The 20,266-nt window shown below is 34.5% G+C and carries 23 protein-coding genes; 15 read left to right on the top strand and 8 right to left on the bottom strand.

The genetic code is table 11. The features are described from left to right. Window positions 1–108: 108 nt before the first annotated feature. Window positions 109–1,410 (bottom strand): M48 family metalloprotease, encoded by a 1,302-nt coding sequence (locus H6W52_RS10275; RefSeq protein ID WP_116098220.1) that lies wholly within the window; start codon window positions 1,408–1,410, stop codon window positions 109–111. Between the two features lie 82 nt (window positions 1,411–1,492). Between H6W52_RS10275 and H6W52_RS10270 the strand changes: the two genes are divergently transcribed. Both H6W52_RS10270 and H6W52_RS10265 read left to right on the top strand, forming a co-directional pair. Continuing rightward, the gene (locus tag H6W52_RS10270; RefSeq protein ID WP_116098222.1) at window positions 1,493–2,626 is read left to right on the top strand and encodes a serine hydrolase domain-containing protein; all 1,134 of its coding nucleotides are present in this window, start codon (window positions 1,493–1,495) and stop codon (window positions 2,624–2,626) included. Between the two features lie 4 nt (window positions 2,627–2,630). After that, window positions 2,631–3,206, top strand: a complete 576-nt coding sequence (locus H6W52_RS10265) for a YdeI/OmpD-associated family protein (protein WP_116098224.1) — start codon at window positions 2,631–2,633, stop codon at window positions 3,204–3,206. 44 nt (window positions 3,207–3,250) lie between these two features. Here H6W52_RS10265 and H6W52_RS10260 read toward each other — a convergent pair whose 3' ends face one another. Then, complete coding sequence (locus H6W52_RS10260; RefSeq protein ID WP_116098226.1) at window positions 3,251–4,528, bottom strand: Y-family DNA polymerase; 1,278 nt, start codon at window positions 4,526–4,528, stop codon at window positions 3,251–3,253. Window positions 4,529–4,603: 75 nt separating this feature from the next. On the opposite strand from H6W52_RS10260, the gene H6W52_RS10255 reads away from it, so the two are divergent. Further along, window positions 4,604–5,350, top strand: coding sequence for an XRE family transcriptional regulator (locus H6W52_RS10255; RefSeq protein ID WP_116098228.1), 747 nt, complete (start codon window positions 4,604–4,606; stop codon window positions 5,348–5,350). Window positions 5,351–5,455: 105 nt separating this feature from the next. Here H6W52_RS10255 and H6W52_RS10250 read toward each other — a convergent pair whose 3' ends face one another. Both H6W52_RS10250 and H6W52_RS10245 read right to left on the bottom strand, forming a co-directional pair. After that, on the bottom strand, window positions 5,456–7,054 hold the full coding sequence (locus H6W52_RS10250) for an IPT/TIG domain-containing protein (protein ID WP_116098230.1): 1,599 nt from the start codon (window positions 7,052–7,054) through the stop codon (window positions 5,456–5,458). Window positions 7,055–7,083: 29 nt separating this feature from the next. Beyond that, window positions 7,084–7,386, bottom strand: coding sequence for a hypothetical protein (locus H6W52_RS10245; protein WP_116098232.1), 303 nt, complete (start codon window positions 7,384–7,386; stop codon window positions 7,084–7,086). Window positions 7,387–7,654: 268 nt separating this feature from the next. Between H6W52_RS10245 and H6W52_RS10240 the strand changes: the two genes are divergently transcribed. From H6W52_RS10240 to H6W52_RS10195, 10 genes are all read left to right on the top strand, one after another. After that, a complete protein-coding gene (locus H6W52_RS10240) occupies window positions 7,655–8,155 on the top strand; it encodes a M15 family metallopeptidase (protein WP_116098234.1) in 501 nt (166 codons plus the stop codon). A 191-nt stretch (window positions 8,156–8,346) separates the two neighbouring features. Next, window positions 8,347–9,384: a patatin-like phospholipase family protein gene (locus H6W52_RS10235; RefSeq protein WP_108411628.1), complete on the top strand. Its 1,038-nt coding sequence runs from the start codon at window positions 8,347–8,349 to the stop codon at window positions 9,382–9,384. Window positions 9,385–9,454: 70 nt separating this feature from the next. Further along, on the top strand, window positions 9,455–9,673 hold the full coding sequence (locus H6W52_RS10230; protein ID WP_116098236.1) for a hypothetical protein: 219 nt from the start codon (window positions 9,455–9,457) through the stop codon (window positions 9,671–9,673). 162 nt (window positions 9,674–9,835) lie between these two features. After that, on the top strand, window positions 9,836–10,009 hold the full coding sequence (locus tag H6W52_RS10225) for a hypothetical protein (protein ID WP_157967242.1): 174 nt from the start codon (window positions 9,836–9,838) through the stop codon (window positions 10,007–10,009). Window positions 10,010–10,172: 163 nt separating this feature from the next. Next, window positions 10,173–10,823, top strand: coding sequence for a leucine-rich repeat domain-containing protein (locus H6W52_RS10220; RefSeq protein ID WP_116098238.1), 651 nt, complete (start codon window positions 10,173–10,175; stop codon window positions 10,821–10,823). A gap of 15 nt (window positions 10,824–10,838) precedes the next feature. After that, a complete protein-coding gene (locus tag H6W52_RS10215) occupies window positions 10,839–11,066 on the top strand; it encodes a hypothetical protein (RefSeq protein ID WP_116098240.1) in 228 nt (75 codons plus the stop codon). A 6-nt stretch (window positions 11,067–11,072) separates the two neighbouring features. Further along, entirely contained in the window at window positions 11,073–12,806 is a 1,734-nt protein-coding gene (locus H6W52_RS10210) for a hypothetical protein (RefSeq protein WP_116098242.1), read from the top strand. 122 nt (window positions 12,807–12,928) lie between these two features. Then, window positions 12,929–13,849 (top strand): helix-turn-helix transcriptional regulator, encoded by a 921-nt coding sequence (locus tag H6W52_RS10205; protein WP_116098244.1) that lies wholly within the window; start codon window positions 12,929–12,931, stop codon window positions 13,847–13,849. A 54-nt stretch (window positions 13,850–13,903) separates the two neighbouring features. Further along, the gene (locus H6W52_RS10200) at window positions 13,904–14,533 is read left to right on the top strand and encodes an energy transducer TonB (protein WP_241277893.1); all 630 of its coding nucleotides are present in this window, start codon (window positions 13,904–13,906) and stop codon (window positions 14,531–14,533) included. Continuing rightward, on the top strand, window positions 14,534–14,965 hold the full coding sequence (locus H6W52_RS10195) for a nucleoside deaminase (RefSeq protein ID WP_116098246.1): 432 nt from the start codon (window positions 14,534–14,536) through the stop codon (window positions 14,963–14,965). 70 nt (window positions 14,966–15,035) lie between these two features. On the opposite strand, the gene H6W52_RS10190 is transcribed toward H6W52_RS10195, so the two are convergent. Then, complete coding sequence (locus tag H6W52_RS10190; RefSeq protein ID WP_116098248.1) at window positions 15,036–15,794, bottom strand: type III pantothenate kinase; 759 nt, start codon at window positions 15,792–15,794, stop codon at window positions 15,036–15,038. Window positions 15,795–15,940: 146 nt separating this feature from the next. Here H6W52_RS10190 and H6W52_RS10185 point away from each other — a divergent pair, with 146 nt between their 5' ends. Together H6W52_RS10185 and H6W52_RS21445 are read left to right on the top strand one after the other, a co-directional pair. After that, window positions 15,941–16,543: a hypothetical protein gene (locus H6W52_RS10185; protein ID WP_116098250.1), complete on the top strand. Its 603-nt coding sequence runs from the start codon at window positions 15,941–15,943 to the stop codon at window positions 16,541–16,543. A 152-nt stretch (window positions 16,544–16,695) separates the two neighbouring features. Continuing rightward, window positions 16,696–16,896 (top strand): bacteriocin-like protein, encoded by a 201-nt coding sequence (locus H6W52_RS21445; protein ID WP_410500324.1) that lies wholly within the window; start codon window positions 16,696–16,698, stop codon window positions 16,894–16,896. Window positions 16,897–17,013: 117 nt separating this feature from the next. Here the strand turns inward: H6W52_RS21445 and H6W52_RS10180 are convergent, their stop codons facing one another. From H6W52_RS10180 to H6W52_RS10170, 3 genes are all read right to left on the bottom strand, one after another. After that, the gene (locus tag H6W52_RS10180; protein WP_116098252.1) at window positions 17,014–18,855 is read right to left on the bottom strand and encodes a M1 family metallopeptidase; all 1,842 of its coding nucleotides are present in this window, start codon (window positions 18,853–18,855) and stop codon (window positions 17,014–17,016) included. Window positions 18,856–18,967: 112 nt separating this feature from the next. Beyond that, window positions 18,968–19,606 (bottom strand): hypothetical protein, encoded by a 639-nt coding sequence (locus H6W52_RS10175; protein ID WP_116098254.1) that lies wholly within the window; start codon window positions 19,604–19,606, stop codon window positions 18,968–18,970. 14 nt (window positions 19,607–19,620) lie between these two features. Continuing rightward, window positions 19,621–20,088: a DUF1572 domain-containing protein gene (locus H6W52_RS10170; RefSeq protein ID WP_116098256.1), complete on the bottom strand. Its 468-nt coding sequence runs from the start codon at window positions 20,086–20,088 to the stop codon at window positions 19,621–19,623. Between the last annotated feature and the right edge of the window lie 178 nt (window positions 20,089–20,266).

The raw sequence follows: 20,266 nt of genomic DNA, 5'->3' as shown, positions 1-20,266 counted from the left end.
AAAATTTTTTGAGCTTTGAGGGCTCAAAATTTTTCAGAATAACTTTTCTACTTACACAGTTAGTAGGACACTACCAATTTTATACTCAATAAGAATCCTGACCTTCGGTCAGGATTCTGTCGTTTGATAATAATCTGCAATATTTTTAATTTCATCGAGACTCAGGTTCCACATAAAGTTCAGGAACTGCTGATAACTTTCACTTTGATTTTTGGGATCTACCCGATCTAAATATCGATTTAAATTGTAGTTTTTTCTCGCTTCATAAATCTTGGCGAAACATTTTCCGAGCCAGTTTTTGTAATACTTTTCCTCTTCGTTATCCTGCAAAAACTGAAGACTTGCATAAATTCCGACTCCGTAATCTTCAGAATGATAAAAATTAGGCAAGGTTTCCATTCTTGCGATTTTTTCTACCGCAGAATAAGAATCGGAAGGTTTTTCATCCGGAACATCATTTTTAAGTTCAGGAAATACTTTTTTGAGGTTATTGATTCTTAAAACCATTTCAGGATGCGATCTCAGAGAATCTTTATTCAGCTTTTCCTTAAAATGATTGTAATTATACAGAGAAAAATCTTCTTTTTTCAGCCATTTGTCTTTAAATTCCTGCTTCGGAAGATTGAAATATTTTTTGTAAGTTTCCACTTTCAGCTCTCTTGGCGAAATGGTATCAAAATCTTCCAGTCTTTTCAGGGCATTAACGTATTCAGCTTTTTTAAAATCGCTGTTTTTAAAAACCACATACCCTAAAGAATCAGCCTGCATTTCCTGCTTTCTGTTTTCAGCCCCTTTTCTGTAGATTCTGTTTTTCATCACATCAAAAGCCCTCTGATTACGGTTTTCCTTTGTCGATTTAATATCCTGAACCACCATTTTGTCCATTTTATCCTGTTCGATCATACTCAGAAAAGTTTTCAGCGTATGCTCGGAAATTTTATGTCCTAATTCATGGGAAATTACGGCAGCAAGCTGATCGTCATTATTCAGCCAGTTGAAAAGCCCCATATTGATCACAAAAGTGCCGTCTGCAAAACAGTATGCATTCGGAGTGTTGTCTTTGGCGATAAGGATTTTTAAATTTTGCGGAATCTGGGAATTGTTTTTTCTTAACCGTTCGATAAGATTTTTAACCTTTGCATCAAATACAGAATTGAAAGCAAAATCTTTTTCCTTCACTTTTTTTTCAAATTCTTTGTCGAATTCTTTATAAATTTTAGAAAGCTCATTGCCCGTCTTTCCGGGATAATCGGATCTGCTTTTTTTACTTAAACTTTCGGTATTCGCCGTGAAATTTCTCAGAAATTCTTTTCTCTGGGCATAATCTGCCGTATCGAGAGGTTTATACATCTGTCCGAAAGCGGTGATAACGAAATGGATAAGCAATAAGGAAATTAGTTTTTTCATCATCTTTTACATCAATAATCACAAAAATAAATCATTTCGTTTCATGTTTTCAAATTTATTTTAAATTTGTTTAAGATCAATTGCTATGACAATTCTTATTTATTTTGTGACATTTATTGTCATTGCCGTACTTCTCTTTTATGTTTTGGGATATGGTTATATTTTCAACGGAATATCCAAAACCTATTTAAGGGGAAAACTCAGTGCCAATATTGATGACGGCACCTTGTTTTCCGGCAACCTCATCGCTACAGAATCTCCTGAACTTTGGGAGGAATCTCCCGAATACAACAAAAAACAATTACCGAAAAATATCGTTGAAGATTTAACACAATCCAATACCGCATCTTTTATTGTGGTGAAAAACGGAAAACTGCTTCACGAAGAGTATTGGAACGGCTACAATCAGCTATCAAAAACCAATTCTTTCTCTATGGCAAAAGCCGTTACGGTAATGCTTTTGGGCAAAGCATTGGAAGAGGGAAAAATTAAAAGTCTTGATGATAAGTTTTCGGATTATTTTGAGGAATTTAATAATAAAGATTTTGCTAAAAATTTAACATTAAAAAATCTGGCTCAGATGGAATCGGGACTGGACTGGGATGAAAATTACAAAAATCCTTTCCTTCCCAATGCGAAAGCTTATTACGGAAAAAATTTAATGAACGCCACTTTTTCAAGGAAATTTAAAGAAAATCCGGGAGAAAGATTTGAATATCAGAGCGGTTCTACGCAACTTTTAGGGTTTGCCATTAAAAAAGCTGTCGGACAGTCCTTGGCAAGTTATTTATCCGAAAAATTCTGGATTCCGATGGGGATGGAACAAAATGCAACATGGAGCACGGACGAAAACGGAATGGAAAAAACATACTGCTGCATTCATTCCAATTCCAGAGATTTTGCAAAACTGGGGCAGTTATTTCTTAACGACGGAAAAGTTGAGGATAAGCAGATTTTAAATCCGGACTTCATCAATACAATGCGGACTCCGACTAAAAATTCTGAGGAAATTTACGGAATGGGATTCTGGATCAACCACGACAATCCTATAAAGCATTATTATTTTTTGGGACTTCAGGGACAATACATCATTATGATTCCGGAACATGATATGGTGATTGTAAGGACAGGAAGCTATAATAATCTTCCGAAAAACGACAGAGGAAGACCGGATCAGGTGAAATTTCTGGTGAATGAAACGGTAAAATTATTTCAATAAAAATATGGAAAAATACAGCCCGAAAGTTGATGAATACATTGAAAAATCGCAGGATTTTGCAAAACCTATTCTGAATTATATCCGAGAAACCGTTCACGAATTCTGTCCTGATGCAGAAGAAGCGATAAAGTGGAAGTTTCCCACATTCCTGTATAAAGGGAAGATTCTTTGTTCAATGGTTTCTTTTAAACAGTATTGCAGCATGGGATTCTGGCTTCATGATGAGATGACATCTCTGAAAGAGTTTGAAACAGATACCGAAAAAACGAATATGTTCAGCCTGGGTAAAATTACAGAAACAGAAAATCTTCCTTCAAAACCTCAGCTTAAAAAGATGATTACTGAAGCGATGGAACTGACAGATATGGGCGTTACTTTGAAAAAAGCAGCTCCATCGAAAACAGAAACAGAGGTTCCTGATTATTTTCAAAATGCTTTGAATGAAAATGAAAAAGCTCTGGAAATTTTTAAAAAAGCTTCACCCTCTTTCCGTAAAGAATATATCAACTGGATTACGGAAGCTAAAACGGAATCAACCAGAAACAAAAGAATGGATCAGGCTTTAGAGTGGATCTCTTAAGGAAAAGGCAGAAACTGGAAGTATGAAAAAAGGTAGTTTTATATCTAATGAAATCTGAAATTAGCCTCTTTGAGTGTATTGTTTTTTAAAAAAGCTTCATATTCGGGAGACATCTGTTTTCGTCCGAAAGTATTTTCGCCGCTCATGCTTCCGAGACGCACTTTATCTTTGCCGTATTTTCTGTTCATGGCATCCATTGCTTTCATCACCGGCAAATGCAGATTCTGGGTATCTTCTTCAAAAAGATTAATCAATCTTTGATCTTCCGGCACAAAATCGTTCACAATAACGCCTGCTTTCTTATAATGAAATCCTTCTTTAAAGATATCTTCAAACAGTTCATTTACGACTCTGCCGATTAAAATTGATGAGTTGGTGGGATTGGGAAGAATTCTGGTTACCGCATTCCGGTACTCCGGAAGATCCTTCCTGAAGCGGTTGGTCTGTACAAAAACCGTTACCATTTTGCAGCAGGTATTTTGTTTTCTGAGTCTTTCTGAACAGTACATCCCGAAAGTTTCCAAACGCTCGCGAACATCTTCTTTTTTGGTAAGCATTTCCATGAAACTTCTGGTGACGGCAATGGATTTTTTTGGGGACGGAGCATCCAGTTCTAACTGACGGATTCCTTTCAGTTCGTTCACCATTCTTACTCCGTGAATTCCCATGATCTTCCGAACCCACATTTCAGGCTTTTGAAGAAGATCCCATGCTTTATGCACTCCATTATCATGCATTTTTACAGCAAGACGTCTTCCGATTCCCCAAACATCATCAATTTTCAACCATTTTAAGGCTTTTTCTATTTTTTCAGAGGTATCTAAAATATAAATTCCGTTAACCTTTTCGGGAAATTGTTTGACAATGCGGTTCGCCACCTTACAAAGTGTTTTTGTAGCGGCAACTCCTATACTTACCGGAATCTTTTCCTGCTCATCAATCTCATTTTTGATTTTAAGACAATACTCGTAAATATCGATATATTTAAAGCTTTTCAGATCAAGAAAAAGCTCATCAATCGAATAGACCTCATAATCAGACTTATCCACATATGCTGTGGATATCTCTATAACACGCTGGCTTTTAAAATTATACAATTCGAATTTTGCGGAAAAACATTGTACATCATGCTCTTTAAATAATTCCTTATACTTAAAAGCCGGAGCTGCCATCGGAATTCCCAGATCTTTAGCTTCTTTACTTCTGGACACTACACAGCCATCGTTGTTGGAAAGTACCACAACGGGTTTATTTTCTAGTTTCGGATCAAGCGTTCTTTCGCAGGAAACAAAGAAATTATTGCAATCTACCAAAGCATACATAATAGTTGATTCTGCAACACAAAATTAGATACTATTTGTATCATTTTAGTATATTTGTTGATACAATTTGTATCAATGTCGATTTTTTCAGATAACATCAGGTTTTTAAGAACTCAGAAAAATTTATCGCAGCAGGAACTTGCTGATCAAATTTTAATGAGCCGGGTGCGTTATTCTAAATATGAGGGCGGACGCTCTGAACCGCCTTATGAACTACTTATCCGGATTTCGAAGTATTTCAATATCAGTATTGATTTACTGCTTACTGTGGATATCCGGAAGTATCCTCTCGAAGATGTATTAAAGCTTCCGGATAACAGAATTGTTCTTCCGGTTGTCGTTGATAAATTAGGCAACAACAGCATTGAAATTGTTCCTCAAAAAGCATCAATGGGTTATTTATCCGGTTACAGCGATCCGGAATATATTGAGAGTTTACAAAGGATTTCCTTACCTTTTTTAATTAACGGTAAGTATAGGGCATTTCCCTCAAAAGGAGATTCAATGCCTCCTTTTAAAGACGGCTCTTATATCATCGGGAAATATGTTGAAAATATTGAAGATCTAAAACCGAATAAAAGTTATGTTTTCGTGACTTTGAATGACGGCATTTCTTACAAAAGATTTAAAACCAAAAAGAAAAAAGCAATAACAGTAGCTTCAGACAATTCATTCTATAAACCTTATGATATTCCTTTGGGAGAAATTGTTGAAATCTGGCAATATGCATCTGGAATTTTTCCGGAAGATTTTGAACCTGATCATTTTGAGCATTATCATCTTAAAGATATGTTTCTGGAGCTGAAAAAAGATATTAAATAGCTGAATGACAGACTCATTTAATAACATTCCAATACACCATTTTTTGATGTATTAGAAATGTTATTTATTTATTTATGAGAACAAACTCATGACGAAATTTTTCAATTATATTTTTCTTATGCTTGATATTTTAACACCTAAAGTGGCATTTGTCGTATATTGAAATGAGGTGGCAAAAATTTTAAATCTTACAGGTGTGGGCTGGTTATTATCAATAATATTTGTAGCAACACTGAAACTACCATCGTCTTTATAGATAGATGTGGTTGCAAAATTTCCTTTTTTAGAGATAATAAACTTCATATTATCATTGATTCCCACATTTACTCCGCCATATCCTCCTGTTGTAAAATAAGCATAATGAGGAGAATTATTACCTACAGTAACCGCACCAGAATTTTTTTCAGATGTAAGGGTATCGTTAGGAGATGTTGTAATTCCGAATCCTATTGCACCACCAAAAGGATTGTAGTTTGTTCCTACTTTTGTAATAACTCCTTCAATTACAAAATCATCGGTTGCAGAAAGAAAAGACTGCATGTAATACGCTAAGAGAACAACATTGTCATTTTGTCCTGCAGCATTAAATAAATCGGCATCATATCCTATATTCAGTTCATTTGGAGTTTTTACCAGTTCATTATCAAACGGAAGATTTCCTATTGTAACTCTAGACCATACATTTCGGCTGATATCAACTTCATTTGCCGAGCTATTATCAAACACTGTCAATTTTACAGATGTGTTATAATCTGCAACTCCATTCCATAATCTTATAGTATAATCTCCTAATTCATAAGTCTGGGTATTAAATGAAAAACTGATCATATTTGCATTCACTAAAGTAACTCTGGAGTTATTAATAGTTTCTGTTACAACTCCTGATGAATTGATAATTTTAATACTGAAATTGCTTGGATTTAAATTAAGATTAGAGCCAATTAAAGTAATAAATGTCAAATTATTAGAATTAGTTGCTTTTGGAACGACTGAAGGATAAATCAGCCCCACATTCATCGCATTAGTCGTCCATCCTCCATTCATAGATGTCTTCCATGCTGTTTTCTCAGCTTCAGACATTATTGTCGGAATATTCAGAAAAGGTTTTACTCCATTTGACCGTCCAATTATTCCTGCTGGGTTTTGAGATAAAAATGTAGTGAATGTCGCATCATTGGTAACATCATTTAATCCTGTGATTGAATATTTTAGTCCTGAAGTATTTACTGTCCAGTCTGCTCCCAACGTTAAACCGGCTCCGGCTACAGAAGTTAGGGAAGAGTTCGCAATATTTTTCCCCAAATCTCCAGCTGCTTTGGGTGTACCATCTGCAAGAAGCACATAATTAGAATTAAAATATCCCATATCTACTTTCTTGTAATATTTAGCATCACTTTGCTCCTTAGTATAAGAAGTTCCTGAAATTAATTCTCCATTCCCTAATTTAATGTCATTAGTGGCAATATTTTCAGGAATGTCATTTACTCCAAGAATTCTTTTCCAAGATTCAATATCTTCCGGAGAGAAGTCTGAAGCATCTTTATTTGCTTTAATTAATAAAGCATTCTCTAATCCATTAACAGTATGTATAGATAAAGACTCGTTTTTGTGATAATAGCTGTCTATCCATTCCCAAAACTGCTCCTGAGTAGGTTTTAAACCTTCTGAAAACCAACTTTTTAATTCTTTTTTGTCTGTACTCATAATAAATAATTTGTTTTTTGTGTCTATTTTTAATTAAGATATTCCTGAATCTGAACCGTCAGTTTAGGGTGATTTTTCATGTATTGTGCAATTTTTAACCAGCTTTCCTGTTTTGGTTCATAATACTCCAATACATTATTTTGAGTATATCGCATTTTAGGAGGATACCATTCGTATGTTTTTACAAACTTTAAAAGTTGTGTCGCCTTTTTCGTTACTAAACTCCCTCCCTGCATATAAGAATGAAGAGACACCCTGTCGTACCAGCTTAAGACATTGTAAATACTGTCTAAAGCAAGTGCAGAATTTTCGTAGCTGACAATATTTTCCATATTTTTTGATTTGAAATATTAAAATTTATTTATTGCAAAGATTGAGATGCGAAACGCCAAAACTCGACGTATTAAAAATTATTTTTTCAGTACAGGAAAACTAAAAGTCTAAAATTTCAGACAAAAAGATTTAATATTTTGAAAAGCAACTGAATATGATCTTCTTGAATTGATCATTATCAACAACTTAAAAATTCATAAAAAATACGTCACCTTTTGGCGTTTCCGAGTTATAGATTTGTATTTCAAAATCATAAAATTTTAAATAATGGATAAAGTAAGTTTACAGAGAATTGAAAAACTTCATCCCCATGTAAGGGAAGAGGTAAAACAGATTGTGAAGGAATGCGATGAAGCATTAACCGGAAAAGCAAAAATAAGAATTACACAAGGCTTAAGAAGTTTTGAAGAACAGGAAAAACTTTACGCCATCGGAAGAATTACTTCAGGAAAAAAAGTAACTAATGCAAAAGCAGGACAAAGCATCCATAATTACGGATTGGCTGTTGATATCTGCTTAATGATTGATGGAAAAACAGCAAGCTGGGATACTGTAAAAGATTGGGATAACGACAAGGTTGCCGATTGGTACGAATGTGTAAAGATTTTCGCAAAATACGGCTGGGACTGGGGTGGAAACTGGAAGACCTTTAAAGACCTTCCCCATTTTGAGAAAAAGAATATTCCTACAAAAAAAGGGTTGGTAAAAACAAGCTGGAGAACGCTCTATAAAATGCCCAGAGACAAAGAAAATTATCCTGTATTTTAATTCTCTTTTATTTGAAAATTATTTTTTAATACGTCGCGTTTTGTCGCTACCCCCATCTATCTTTGCTTCAGTAAGATAACATCAAAGCAATTATTATATCAAGCTAAAACCAATAGTCATTTCCCTGAAATCTATTGGTTTTACTTGTCTAAAGTTGTTAGATGTTTCTTTTAAAAAAAAGTGAAAATCATATGAAAAAGACAACCATTCTTTCTTTGGACGGTGGCGGAATCAGGGGAATTATCACCTGTATTATTCTGCGTTACATCGAAGAGCAGCTTCAGTTTTATGATAAGCCAGGCGCCAGACTTGGTGATTATTTCGACTTTGTTGCGGGAAGCAGCACCGGCGGACTGATTGCTTCTATTATTCTTTGTCCCGACGAACACCGAAAAGCAAAATATTCTATCCAGAAAGGATTAGAATTGTATGCTGAAAAAGGTGGCGACATCTTTCAGGTTTCTTTTTGGGAACGTTTGGTAAATCCTTTCGGACTTTTGAACGAAAAAATCTCTCAGGAAGCGCTGGAAAAAAATCTGAATGATTTTTTTGGAAATTTAGAATTAAAAGAATTAATAAAACCCTGTTTAATAACCAGTTACGATATAGAAAACAGAAGAGCAAAGCTTTTCAATTCCTGGAAAGCCAATCTGAGTACAGATAATTTTTATGTAAAAGATGTGTGCAGAGCCACTTCGGCAGCACCTACATATTTTAGTCCGGTTCAGATAAAATCCATGTACGGACAGATTTTCAGCTTAATCGACGGCGGAATGTTTGCGAATAATCCGGCTTTGTGCGCGTACGCAGAAGCAAGAAAAATTCCTTTTGCAGAAGTTTTGAAAAATCATCAGAAAGCCAATCATCCGAGCGTAAATGATATGATTGTTGTTTCCATCGGAACAGGCATCGAGGCAAGATCTTATTCTTTCAAAAAACTGGAAAAATCCGGAAAAATTGGCTGGGTGAACCCAATAATCGATATTTTGATGTCTGCCAATGCCGAAACAGTAGATTATCAGCTTTCTCAGATGTTTCAGACTTTAGGATTGAGAAATCAGAAAAATTATTACCGGCTTAATCCTTCATTAAAAAATGCTTCTCCTGCAATGGATAATGTAAAAAGATCGAATATTGAAAATCTTATACAGGCAGGATTATGTTATATCGACGAAAACAGAGAAACTTTAAACCAGATAGTACAAAAACTTATTAAAAACAAAATATAAGCTATAAGACTTATAATAAATCAATATAAGCTTTTTTAATTATATTTAAAAACATCATACCTTATTAACCATGAAAACACTATTTGCATTTATTATTATCAATATAGTATTCTTTACTGTCGGCTGCTTTATTTCCTATTTTGTATTTGATTATTTCAATCCGCCAGTTACGGAAGACGGTCATCCGGTGATGCCGATAGGAAATGCAATATACTCAGTCGTTACTTCTTTTGTACTAACCATCTTGCTTTTCATCCTGATCAGAAAGTACATTGCAGAAAAATTTTAATTTTTTTGAAAATAATAAATAATACGTCAAGTTTTGACGTTTGCTGCTCCTACATTTGAAATATAAAATAAAACAGAGCAGAAGAACAATTAAAATAAATTTTGAATTCAACATTTACGATAAATACATATTCAATTTTTAACACCAAATAAAAAAAACAAAATGAAAACACAACATCATCATTCTGACATTATCTTCGACAGAACCCGTTACACCATTGAATGGAGCGATATTGAAAATGCCGAAACAGATTACGACAATTATCTTAATGACATCCAAACCTCTTACGACGGATTTTTAAAAATGATGACCTTTAAGAAAATATATATCAATTAATTTTTAAACACATCAAGTTCTGCCGCTGTTCAGCAGTCTGGTATACTACTATCCTTGTTTCGTTTTTCTAAATTCTTCATTTTTCAAATGTTGAACAGCCGGAACTGTGTTTAAAAATCATCATCAAAACATTTAATATCAATCAACAAAATTACAATATATTATGAAAACAAAAGAAGCATTAAAACTTTACTTTGAAAAAGGGGATCAACCTACACAGGAACAGTTCTGGGAGTGGATGGATTCTTACTGGCACAAAGAAGAGAAAATTCCGCAGGACGCTGTTGAGACATTTGAAAAAGTAATTCCTTTTTTTGATGGAGATAAGTTGATGGGATCCAGTATCGCTCTTACAATTCCTAAAAACATCAAACAAATATATAATTCCGCATATATTTACGGAGGATTCAACTATCAAATAACAAAAGTTATTTTTAATGAGGGACTAGAAATAATAGGAAGCGCAAGTTTTCATTCACAAAATATTAAAAGTATAGATACTCCTTCTACATTGAAGATAATTAAAAATTCAGCTTTTGCAAATCAAAGTAACAATATCAATGGTAATGACTCTCTAGAAGAAATTATTTTAAATGAAGGGTTGGAAATTATAGAGGACTATGCTTTTACAGTTGAAATGTCTAAATCGCCAACAATTAAGAATCTGTATATTCCCAACACAGTACAATCAGTAGGACAAAACGCTTTTTTCATTCCTTCATTACAAACCGTCTCTGCACCTGCCGGTTTAGATCTTAGCACCGCAGGAATTCCTGCAACAGCAGTAATTACATACAGAGACTTACCAGAATAACTTTAAAATTAAAAAATGACAACAAAAGAAGAATTAAAACTTTATTTTGAGAAGGGAGACCAGCCTAAACAAGAGCATTTCTGGGAATGGATGGATTCTTATTGGCATAAAGAAGAGAAAATAGCTTTGGATTCTCTGCCAGATATAATTGATACCTCTGAATTTGCAACCTTAACTTACGTGAACGAAAAAATTGGAGCAGATGACGGCGGAGTCTGGATCTTTCCGGATAATTCAAAATAATCAATTATGAAATTTAGAGAAATTATAGTAAAAAGTATAAATATTGCAGAAGGCAATTATACTAATAATCAGGACGAAATTAAATCTTTTGAGCCCCTTGAAATATATCTGGTTCCGAGAAAAGAAGGATCACACGAACGTTTTGTTACCGATAATAATGGAATTATTTCCAAACAATCTGCTGACAGCAACGATACATTTGATAATATAACCAATAGAGGAAACTCTACAACCAAGAATGAAATCGTTTTGGCTTCTGCAAAAGGAAGATCTGCCGCACTTGGATTTAATGAAAAAACATCCGGATATTATTTTGGTGACATGAATCCTGAGCATACCGGAAGTAATAATTTAGGTTTCGGGATTAGTACTTTAAAAAAGTTAAGCTCAGGATCCTATAATACCTCTGTCGGCTGTTACAGTCTTTCTGAAGTCTCAGAAGGAAGCAATAACACAACCCTTGGATACGCTACTGCATATCAGCTAAATAGATCATCTACAAATGTATTCATTGGGCATTATACAGGATTTAATTTGAGATCAGAAATATTAGAATCGGATTTAGCAAATATTTCTCCCGCAGCAGCAGCTTATATGAAAGAACAAGTTGCGTTATCAGGATACAACGGTACATCATTTAATTCTTCTTTAAACACTTATGTGGGTGGGGTTATCAATAGTAACGGAAGTACTCCTGTAAGAGCAGCCATGTCAACTATTATCGGAGCGTCAACTTTAAATAATACGTTATACAGAAATTTTAATAATATCGTAATTGGTGCCGGAAATTATATGAGGACAGCAAACTCTGCGATGAATAATTCAATCATCATTGGTAACTGCATTAATTTACCTAATCAGGTAGATGCTTTGGTAATTGGTTCAAATAAATCGCGCAGGATTAATTCATCGGAAGCAATTATATATGGAGAGCTGCCCAATAACAGACTATCAATTAATGCGCCTTTAACAATCCCCTCTCAATACATGCCAAATGCTCAGGGAAGTTCCGAGTTTTCCAAAAACATCGTAGCAAAACCAGACGGTACTTTTGGATGGGAAAACAAAACGGAATATATACCCTTTACTGGAGCAGATTCTACAAAACCTGTTACCGGAGATATTTTTATAAAAGACTCTTCTAATTATACGCAACTTACCTCACAATATATTTTTAGCGCAGATAATTCTGACACTGGAAGTCTACTCGGTTCTGATGGTATAAAATTTATTGAAATCGGTTCAGATGTTGCGAGCATATCAAAATCAGGTATTGTAACTCAAGGAGAATCATTTACCATTACTTGTAACAAACCAAAATCAAGAGGGCTCATTGGATATTATGATTACACCGATAATATAGACGAGCTAGATTATGTACAAAAGAAATATATTGACAAAAAATCATCTTACTCTAAAACAGAAATCAAAACAAACGGTAAATGGATTAATGGAAAAACAATTTATACAAAAACGGTATTTTATGATGAAATTCCCCAAAACGGTATTATAGAAATTTATAAAGATTTTGAGAATATAGAAACAATAATTTCCAATCAAATGTTTACAGAATGGTGGGCAAACGAAATTGCTTTTGCAGGAAACCAATGGAATGGAGAACTTTTCATAAGCATAAATCAAATGCTAGTAAGAATACTAAATGTGAAGATTCCAAATTCTGATTATTCTAAAATTGATTCATTTACTCTTACTTTAGAATACACTAAATTAACTGATTAACAAAATACTGATTCAAATTTATGCGAATCACAAATTAGATTCAGAATTTATTTCATAAAAAAATAAAACACGACAAGTTTTGTCGCCTTAACCGCATATATTTGTGGTAGAAACTTTTAGCAATGAAAAAAGATTTTTATCTTACAAGATACGCTTTAATTATAAAAAGATTGGAAAGTTCTCCGGCTACCTATTCGCAGCTGGAAGAGTATCTGCTTAACTCCTTTGAATTTCAGGATGCAGGGATTAAAGGCTACTCTATCCGTACTTTGCAAAGAGATATCCGGGAAATTTCAGATCTTTTCAATCTCTCCATTCATAATAAAAAGAAGGGAGACAACCGTTATTATATTGAGAGCCGCCCGATTATGGAAGTGGATGAATACAACCAGAAATTACTGGAGTCTTTTCAGGTAAGCAACGCTCTGAATCTTCATCCTGATTTTTCTAACCTTATCTTTTTCGAAAGCAGAAAGCCGACAGGTGTTGAGCATTTTTATGATCTTTTCTTTGCTATCCGTAACAAAAGAATTGTTTCCTTTGAGCACTACAACTATAAAAATAAGCTGATGACTTCCAGGAAAGTTCATCCGTTGGCTTTGAAGGAATCTAAAGACAGATGGTATCTTATTGCTATTGATACGAAAGACAAAATGCTGAAATCTTTCGGACTAGACAGAATTAATTATCTGGATGTTTCTAAAAATAATTTCAGGGAAAAATACAAATACAATTTCAGAGAACACTTTAAAAACGCCTTTGGTGTGATGAATCTTGCAGAGCAAAACCCGCAAAAAATTGTTCTGAAATGCAGCAGGCATCAGGGAGAATACATCAGAAGTTTTCCTCTCCATCAGTCTCAGAAAGAAACCAAAGAAACACCGGAAGAAATATTTTTTGAGTTTTTCCTGCATCCTACTTACGATTTTATGCAGGAAATTCTTTCCTTTGGAAAAGAAGTTCAGGTACTCGAACCTAAAGTTTTAGTTGATGATATCCGCAAAAATCTTCAGGAGTCTTTAAACAGGTATCTTGAAAGCTAAAAAACTTATCATTTCGATACGTTTTTTTGATTACTTTTACATAAATATACCAAAGTGAAATCTTTTTTTGTGCTTCTTTTTTGCGGTGTTTTTTCTGTCTGCTTTTCGCAGCAGACAGAGGAATTTAAACTCATTAAGAATTATTATAATCAGCATCGTTCGATGCTTGGCAAAGAGTTTAAGAAAAAATTTGATGCGGAGACCGATAATTATCATAAAGCATCCATAAAGCTAGATTATATGCTTTTCATGCAGAAAATGGACAGTGTAGAAAATGTCGCGCTTACAGGAGCTTTGTTAAAAACCAAAAATCTTGAAGATCTCAGCAAATTAAAATTACTGAAAACTTTGTCTCCTGAGCTTTCTGCGGCTCCTTCGGTAGTTACAGATAAAATGGCAGATTATCCGGGGGGAATAAATCAGCTTCGAAAAGAAGTGGCTGATCTTTTTTACCTCGGTGGTGTATATTCCGAAGTAAAAACCGTAAAAACTAATGTGGCTTTTATTGTAGAGAAAGATGGCAGCATCAGCAACGTTCAGGCGGAGGGAGATAATTTCACGTTCAACAGACAGGCAGAAATTGCTCTTTATTCTGTTTCACAAAAGTTTTCGCCTGCGATCATCAACGGTGGTCCGGTACGATATCGTTTCCGGCTTCCTTTAACCATGAATATTGAACCATAAATGTTTACCGACGAATATTTCATGAAAATGGCTCTTCATGAAGCTGAAACCGCGTTAGAAAAAGATGAAGTTCCTATCGGATGCGTAATAATCTCCAGTAACAGAGTGATTGCAAGAGCCCATAATCTTACTGAAACCTTAAACGATGTAACGGCTCACGCAGAAATGCAGGCAATAACTTCTGCTGCCAATTTTCTGGGCGGAAAATATTTAAGAGACTGTACTCTCTATGTCACAATGGAACCTTGTGTAATGTGCTCCGGCGCATTGTCCTGGTCACAAATCTCAAAAGTTGTCATCGGAGCAAGAGATGAACACCGGGGGTTCATCAATAAGAACCTTTCTCTTCACCCCAAAACAGAAATAATTACTGGAATTTTAGAAAATGAATGTTCTTTAATTGTGAAAGAATTCTTTAAATCTAAAAGATGATATAAAAGTTGAGGTTAAGGTTAGGATATTATTTATCAATCGCTTTTTAAATCTGAACCTCAACCTTTTACTATAAATTTTTACCCAAAAAATATAACCCTTTCAAAGTATGCAATCTGTCCATCACGTGAATCTTATCCGTTAGAGGTTTGTAGACATGAGAGACTCCGCCGGTTGCCACCACAAAACAATCATCGTTTACCTCATCGTTTATTCTGTCTATAAATCCTTCTACCATTCCCAGAAATCCGTAGACCATTCCGCTCTGCATACAGGTTACGGTATCTAAACCCAAAACGGTTTTTGGCTTTACCAGTTCAATTTCAGGAAGCTGAGCAGTCTGGCTGATCAGAGAATTAAGTGCAGTAACGATTCCCGGAGCGATAATTACTCCCAAAGTTTCCCCACTTTCTGCAACACAGCTCGCTGTAAGTGCAGTCCCGAAATCCAATACAATTTTTTTCCTGTCGGGATACATATTGTGTGCAGCAACAAGATTTGCATAAATATCTGTTCCCATCTGTTTAGATTTTGCCTGAACTCCGGAAGACGTATTTCTGTCAACAATCACAGGATGAATATCATGAATCTTTTTTATCGCTGCACTCATCACTTTTGTAAGCTGAGGTACAACAGATCCGATAATGACTTTACTGATTTCTGCAGGCTCAATTTTATAGGTCTGATACAGCATCAGCATTTGTACATAAAGTTCATCTGCTGTTCGATAAGGTTTTGTATTAATTACCCAGGAAATATCACAGTTGTCTTCGTTAAAAAGTCCGAATCTGATATTGCTGTTTCCTATGTTTATTACAATTGACTTCATTTATTTATTTTCAAAAAGATGGAAATCTCCGATTAATTTTAAGGCACTAAATTTAATGATTTTAGTAAAACTATGGTTTAGATTTTCTTGTATTTAAGAAACAATTATTTATATTTAAACCTAAAATCACTTCAACTCAAATTTTCATGAAAAAACTGATCCTGCTATTCTTATTTCTTTGGGGAATAAACAGCTTTTCTCAAACTGCCGCCGCTGCAAAAGAAGTATTTGAAAAGCTTAAAAAAGAATCCAAAACTGATGGGACCGACAAAACGGTGTATAATATTCTGGATGAGTTTTACAATAAAACTTTGCAGGCGGAAAATGATGAAATGACGGATGAAACTATAGGAAACATCCAGAATTTAATGTCCGATCCCGATAATAAAAACATCCACATTCTTATGCTTTTCCTGATGTATCAGCAGCACATCAGCCAGACTGCCGCTGTCGGGAAAAAATCTAATCCCGAATTTCAGATCGAAACAATGAGGCTGCTGGAAGAAGAAACAAAAAAAATCTATGGAAAAATCCCTGCCATCATTTATATCTACAAATACGAATCATTCGACAGTGGCGATAAAAAAGAAGAAGCCAAAGCTGCAGTTATTCAGGGACTAAAAGAATATCCCGATTCTGTTCCTTTAAAAGTTTATCATTACCTCAACACCAAAGATGAAGCTTTAAAAAACGATTTGATTAAAAATCACTCTAACCACTGGATGGTAAAGCAATTTGGAATTCAGTAAAGAATTTATTCCTGAACTCTTTTTTATTTAAGATAAATGTATTTATTGAAAATATTTAATTTAATCAAAAAATAATTCTTGCTTTATTTAGAAAATTCACTAATTTAGGAAAAATTTAAAGCGGAATCCGAAAAGCTTAGTAAGAGTAGGAAATGACAAACAAAATATCAATAATTATGAAAAATTTAAAGAAGCTTTCAAGAGAGAACCTAAGAGCAGTACAAGGAGGCTACACACCAGAATGTTTAGAAAGCATGAGATCTTTTGAATGCCAATTAGAGCCTGGGCCAGGACTCACTTATATGACTGTCCCTAACTGTCCCGGTGTAAAAAGATACTGTGTCTTTTTATAATTGTTTTAAATTTTAGTGTACATTCTACTCAATAATTTGTGTGTAGAATTTTTATTTAGAACCTTTCAAAAAAATCCTGCAGTCAATTGTCTGCAGGATTTATATTATTCTAAAAAATTATTTCACCTCAACGAAATTATCCGCCATATTCACATCAGCAAGTCTTTGGCTAAAATCTATTCCTAAAACCGATAACTGTGATTTTGTATAAGGAATAGTGATGGAGTATTCTTTCTGCGTCCAAGGCCAGTAAGGCTTTGTTTTGAATTCTCCGTAAGCATCTTTTTCCTTCCACGTACGAGTCATGTTCATAGGAATCTGATAATTGATTATTTTTTTGTCCGTAGTTATCACACTGAAATCAATCGGCATCGGAACCTGTCCGTTATTCACCAAAGTAATGGTTGTGGATTTTGCATCGTATTTTACGTCTTTGATTCCGTAATCAATTGTTTTTGTGGTATTGATCCAATAATTCTGAAACCATTTCAGATCCATTCCCGAAACCTTCTGGGCAATGTGTAAAAAGTCTCTGTCTGAAGGATGTTTTAGCGCCCATTGATCGTAATACTGCTTCAATGTTTCCGCAAGATTCTGTTCCCCCATAATGTAACCCAGCTCAACCAGATACAATTCTCCTTTTACATAAGAAGCATATGTATAGGAAGTTCCGTTATCATGATGATCTCCAAACCAGATTGCCGGTTCTTCGATACCTTTTTTTACAAAATTTCTATAAGCATTTAAAGAATTGGCAAAAGGATTCGGAAGTTCTTTTGCAGGAGGAAACAACTGATTCATTACATATCCTTCCGCATAACTTGTAAATCCTTCATCCATCCAGGGACGCATCGGTTCATTGGTCGCAAGAATTTGCTGATACCACGAATGCGCTCCTTCGTGAGCCATTAATCCCATCAATCCTTCAATATCATTTGCTTCACCTAAAATCATGGTACACATTCCGTATTCCATACCTCCATCTCCTCCCTGAATGAAAGAATATGTCGGATACACATATTTCCCGAAATGGGAATTCATCAACTGATAATATTTTGTGATGTAAGGCTGTGCTTCTTCCCAGACTTTTGTTTTATCGTTATTCTGATATACTAAAAAAACCTTTGGACCTTGCGGAACGTCAAAACTTTTTACGATATAGTCTTTATCTGCAGCCCATGCAAAATCGAGGATGTTTTTAGCGCTCCACTTCCATGTTGCTTTATTTTTATCTGCTTTAATTTTAGCATTAGCATCATACCCTTTTACTTCAGAAGGATTTTCCAGAATTCCTCCCGCTCCGATTACATACTCTTTATTGATTTTAATGGTTACATCAAAATCCGAGAACGGCGCGTGAAATTCTCTTCCGATATAATCAAATGTCGCCCAGCCGTCGTAATCGTATTCTGCGATTTTCGGATACCATTGCGTCATCGTCATATCAACTCCTTCCCTGTTGTTCCTTCCGCTTCTTCTGATTTGCTGCGGAATTACCGCATCCCATTCTAAAGTAAATGTAGTGGATGAATTAGGTTTAATCGGTTCTGCAAGGTAAACTTTCATTATCGTTTCCTGAACTTCAAACTTAAGTGTTTTGCCGTTTTGCTTGATCCAATGGATATTCTGCGCTCCTTCCTGATCTTTCGGGATCGAAGCCAATCTTGAAACCCCGTCTTTCTGCAGTCTGGAATCTCCGTTTTTTCCCTGTCCTGCAACTCTCTGATCCATCATCGAATTGGGCTTAAAAGCATTCCAGTACAAATGGAAATAGACAACATTCAATTCGTCCGGAGAGTTATTTTTGTAATCTAAAGTTTGTTTTCCTTCGTAGGTAAACTTTTCAGCATTCACATCAATATCCATCTTGTATTTCGCACTCTGCTGATAATAAGCTCCCTGCTGAGCATGAAACTGTGAAATGATAAATGCAAACAGGATTGCAACCGATTTTTTCATTTAAAATTTTATTTTTTCTAAAGATAAGTATTTAAAATAAAAGCCTCAAATATGTGATATTTTTGAGACTCCTATAGAATTGGATAAATTTTTACAGAGATTGTTAAAAATTTTATTCTCTTTCATATTCTTTTCCTATCAGACTTAATTTTTCAAATAACTTAAAAGTAAAATCTTTAATAAAAATGCTTTTAGACTGCTTCTTATTTCCTTTGAAATTTTCAAATTCTGTTTTGTCTTTTTCCCAGTTATAATAATCATTCGTTACAATATAATCTCCCGTTAATAAATTATAGGTTTTGTTGCAATGTCCGGTTGTGGTTCTGTAACTGTAATCATAGCCAATAAGCTGTATTTCTTTTACTTTTTGGTTAAACCTCAATTTTAAACCATGACCATAAACACCGGTTCCATCCTGATAAATAAGAAAATCCAACACATCATTTTTGTACTTTAGTGGTACAACATAAACCCCATTAAATAAATCAAAATCAATAAAAAACGTTTTCTTTTTTGAAGAAAGATAAATGATTAAATACTTTTTTATCGCAGAATCTTCTTTATATTTTGATTGATAAATTACCGTCATTACATCATCTTTCTTATCCTTATCAAAATCCGCAACAATCCTTTTCATTTCTTTCCCATTGGCAGTACTTTCTGTAAATTCTGAAAATCCTTTGGGAATTGTAAATTGAGAAAAACAATAAAACGGAAATAGTAGCATAAAAACAAGACCAGTATTCTTCATATTCTTGAAATAGCTTAATCCAATAAAAGTTTTCTAATCAAAGTAATCTGTCCCAGATGATAATAGCAATGCTCGATCATGCCATCTATATTTCTGAGATAGGTTCCGTATTTTTCGTCTACAAAAGCCTCGTTCATTTTTGACTCGGGCATTTTCTCTAATAAATCCGCGAACTTTTTGGCATCGCTTAAAAATTTACTTTTCAGGTTTTCCCACTGTTCCGGAGATTCAATCGGAGGTAGGTCGAAGCTGAATTGATCCCTGATTTCCAAATCGCCACCTTCAAAAACGTTAATTAAACCGGCAATATAATAATCAATATGAAAAGTAAGCATTGCGATGGTATTTAAGGAGCCTACTTTGGCTGTTGCCTTTTCCCAAGAAACATCGGAAAGCTGATCTTTAAAGTTGGTATTGGCAATCCATAAACCATCTAATGTGACCTCCCGGAATCTTTTGGCTAATTGTGCTGCTGAACTCATTTGTTTTAATTTTTCTTAAAGATATGTTCTTAACCACAAATTTCACAAATAAAAAACACAATTTTAGGCACAAATAAACTTAGTGAAATTCGTGTGGAAAATTTGCGCCATTCGTGTTTGAATAAACTGAATTCATGTCTCAACAAAAAACCTCAAATGAAAACATCCGAGGTTTATA

It is taken from the genome of Chryseobacterium sp. C2(2020) (assembly GCF_014218915.1).
Classification (GTDB): Bacteria; Bacteroidota; Bacteroidia; order Flavobacteriales; family Weeksellaceae; genus Chryseobacterium; species Chryseobacterium mucoviscidosis.
Note: the sequence above shows the minus strand (reverse complement) of the source record. Positions and strands in the feature narration are given on the sequence as shown.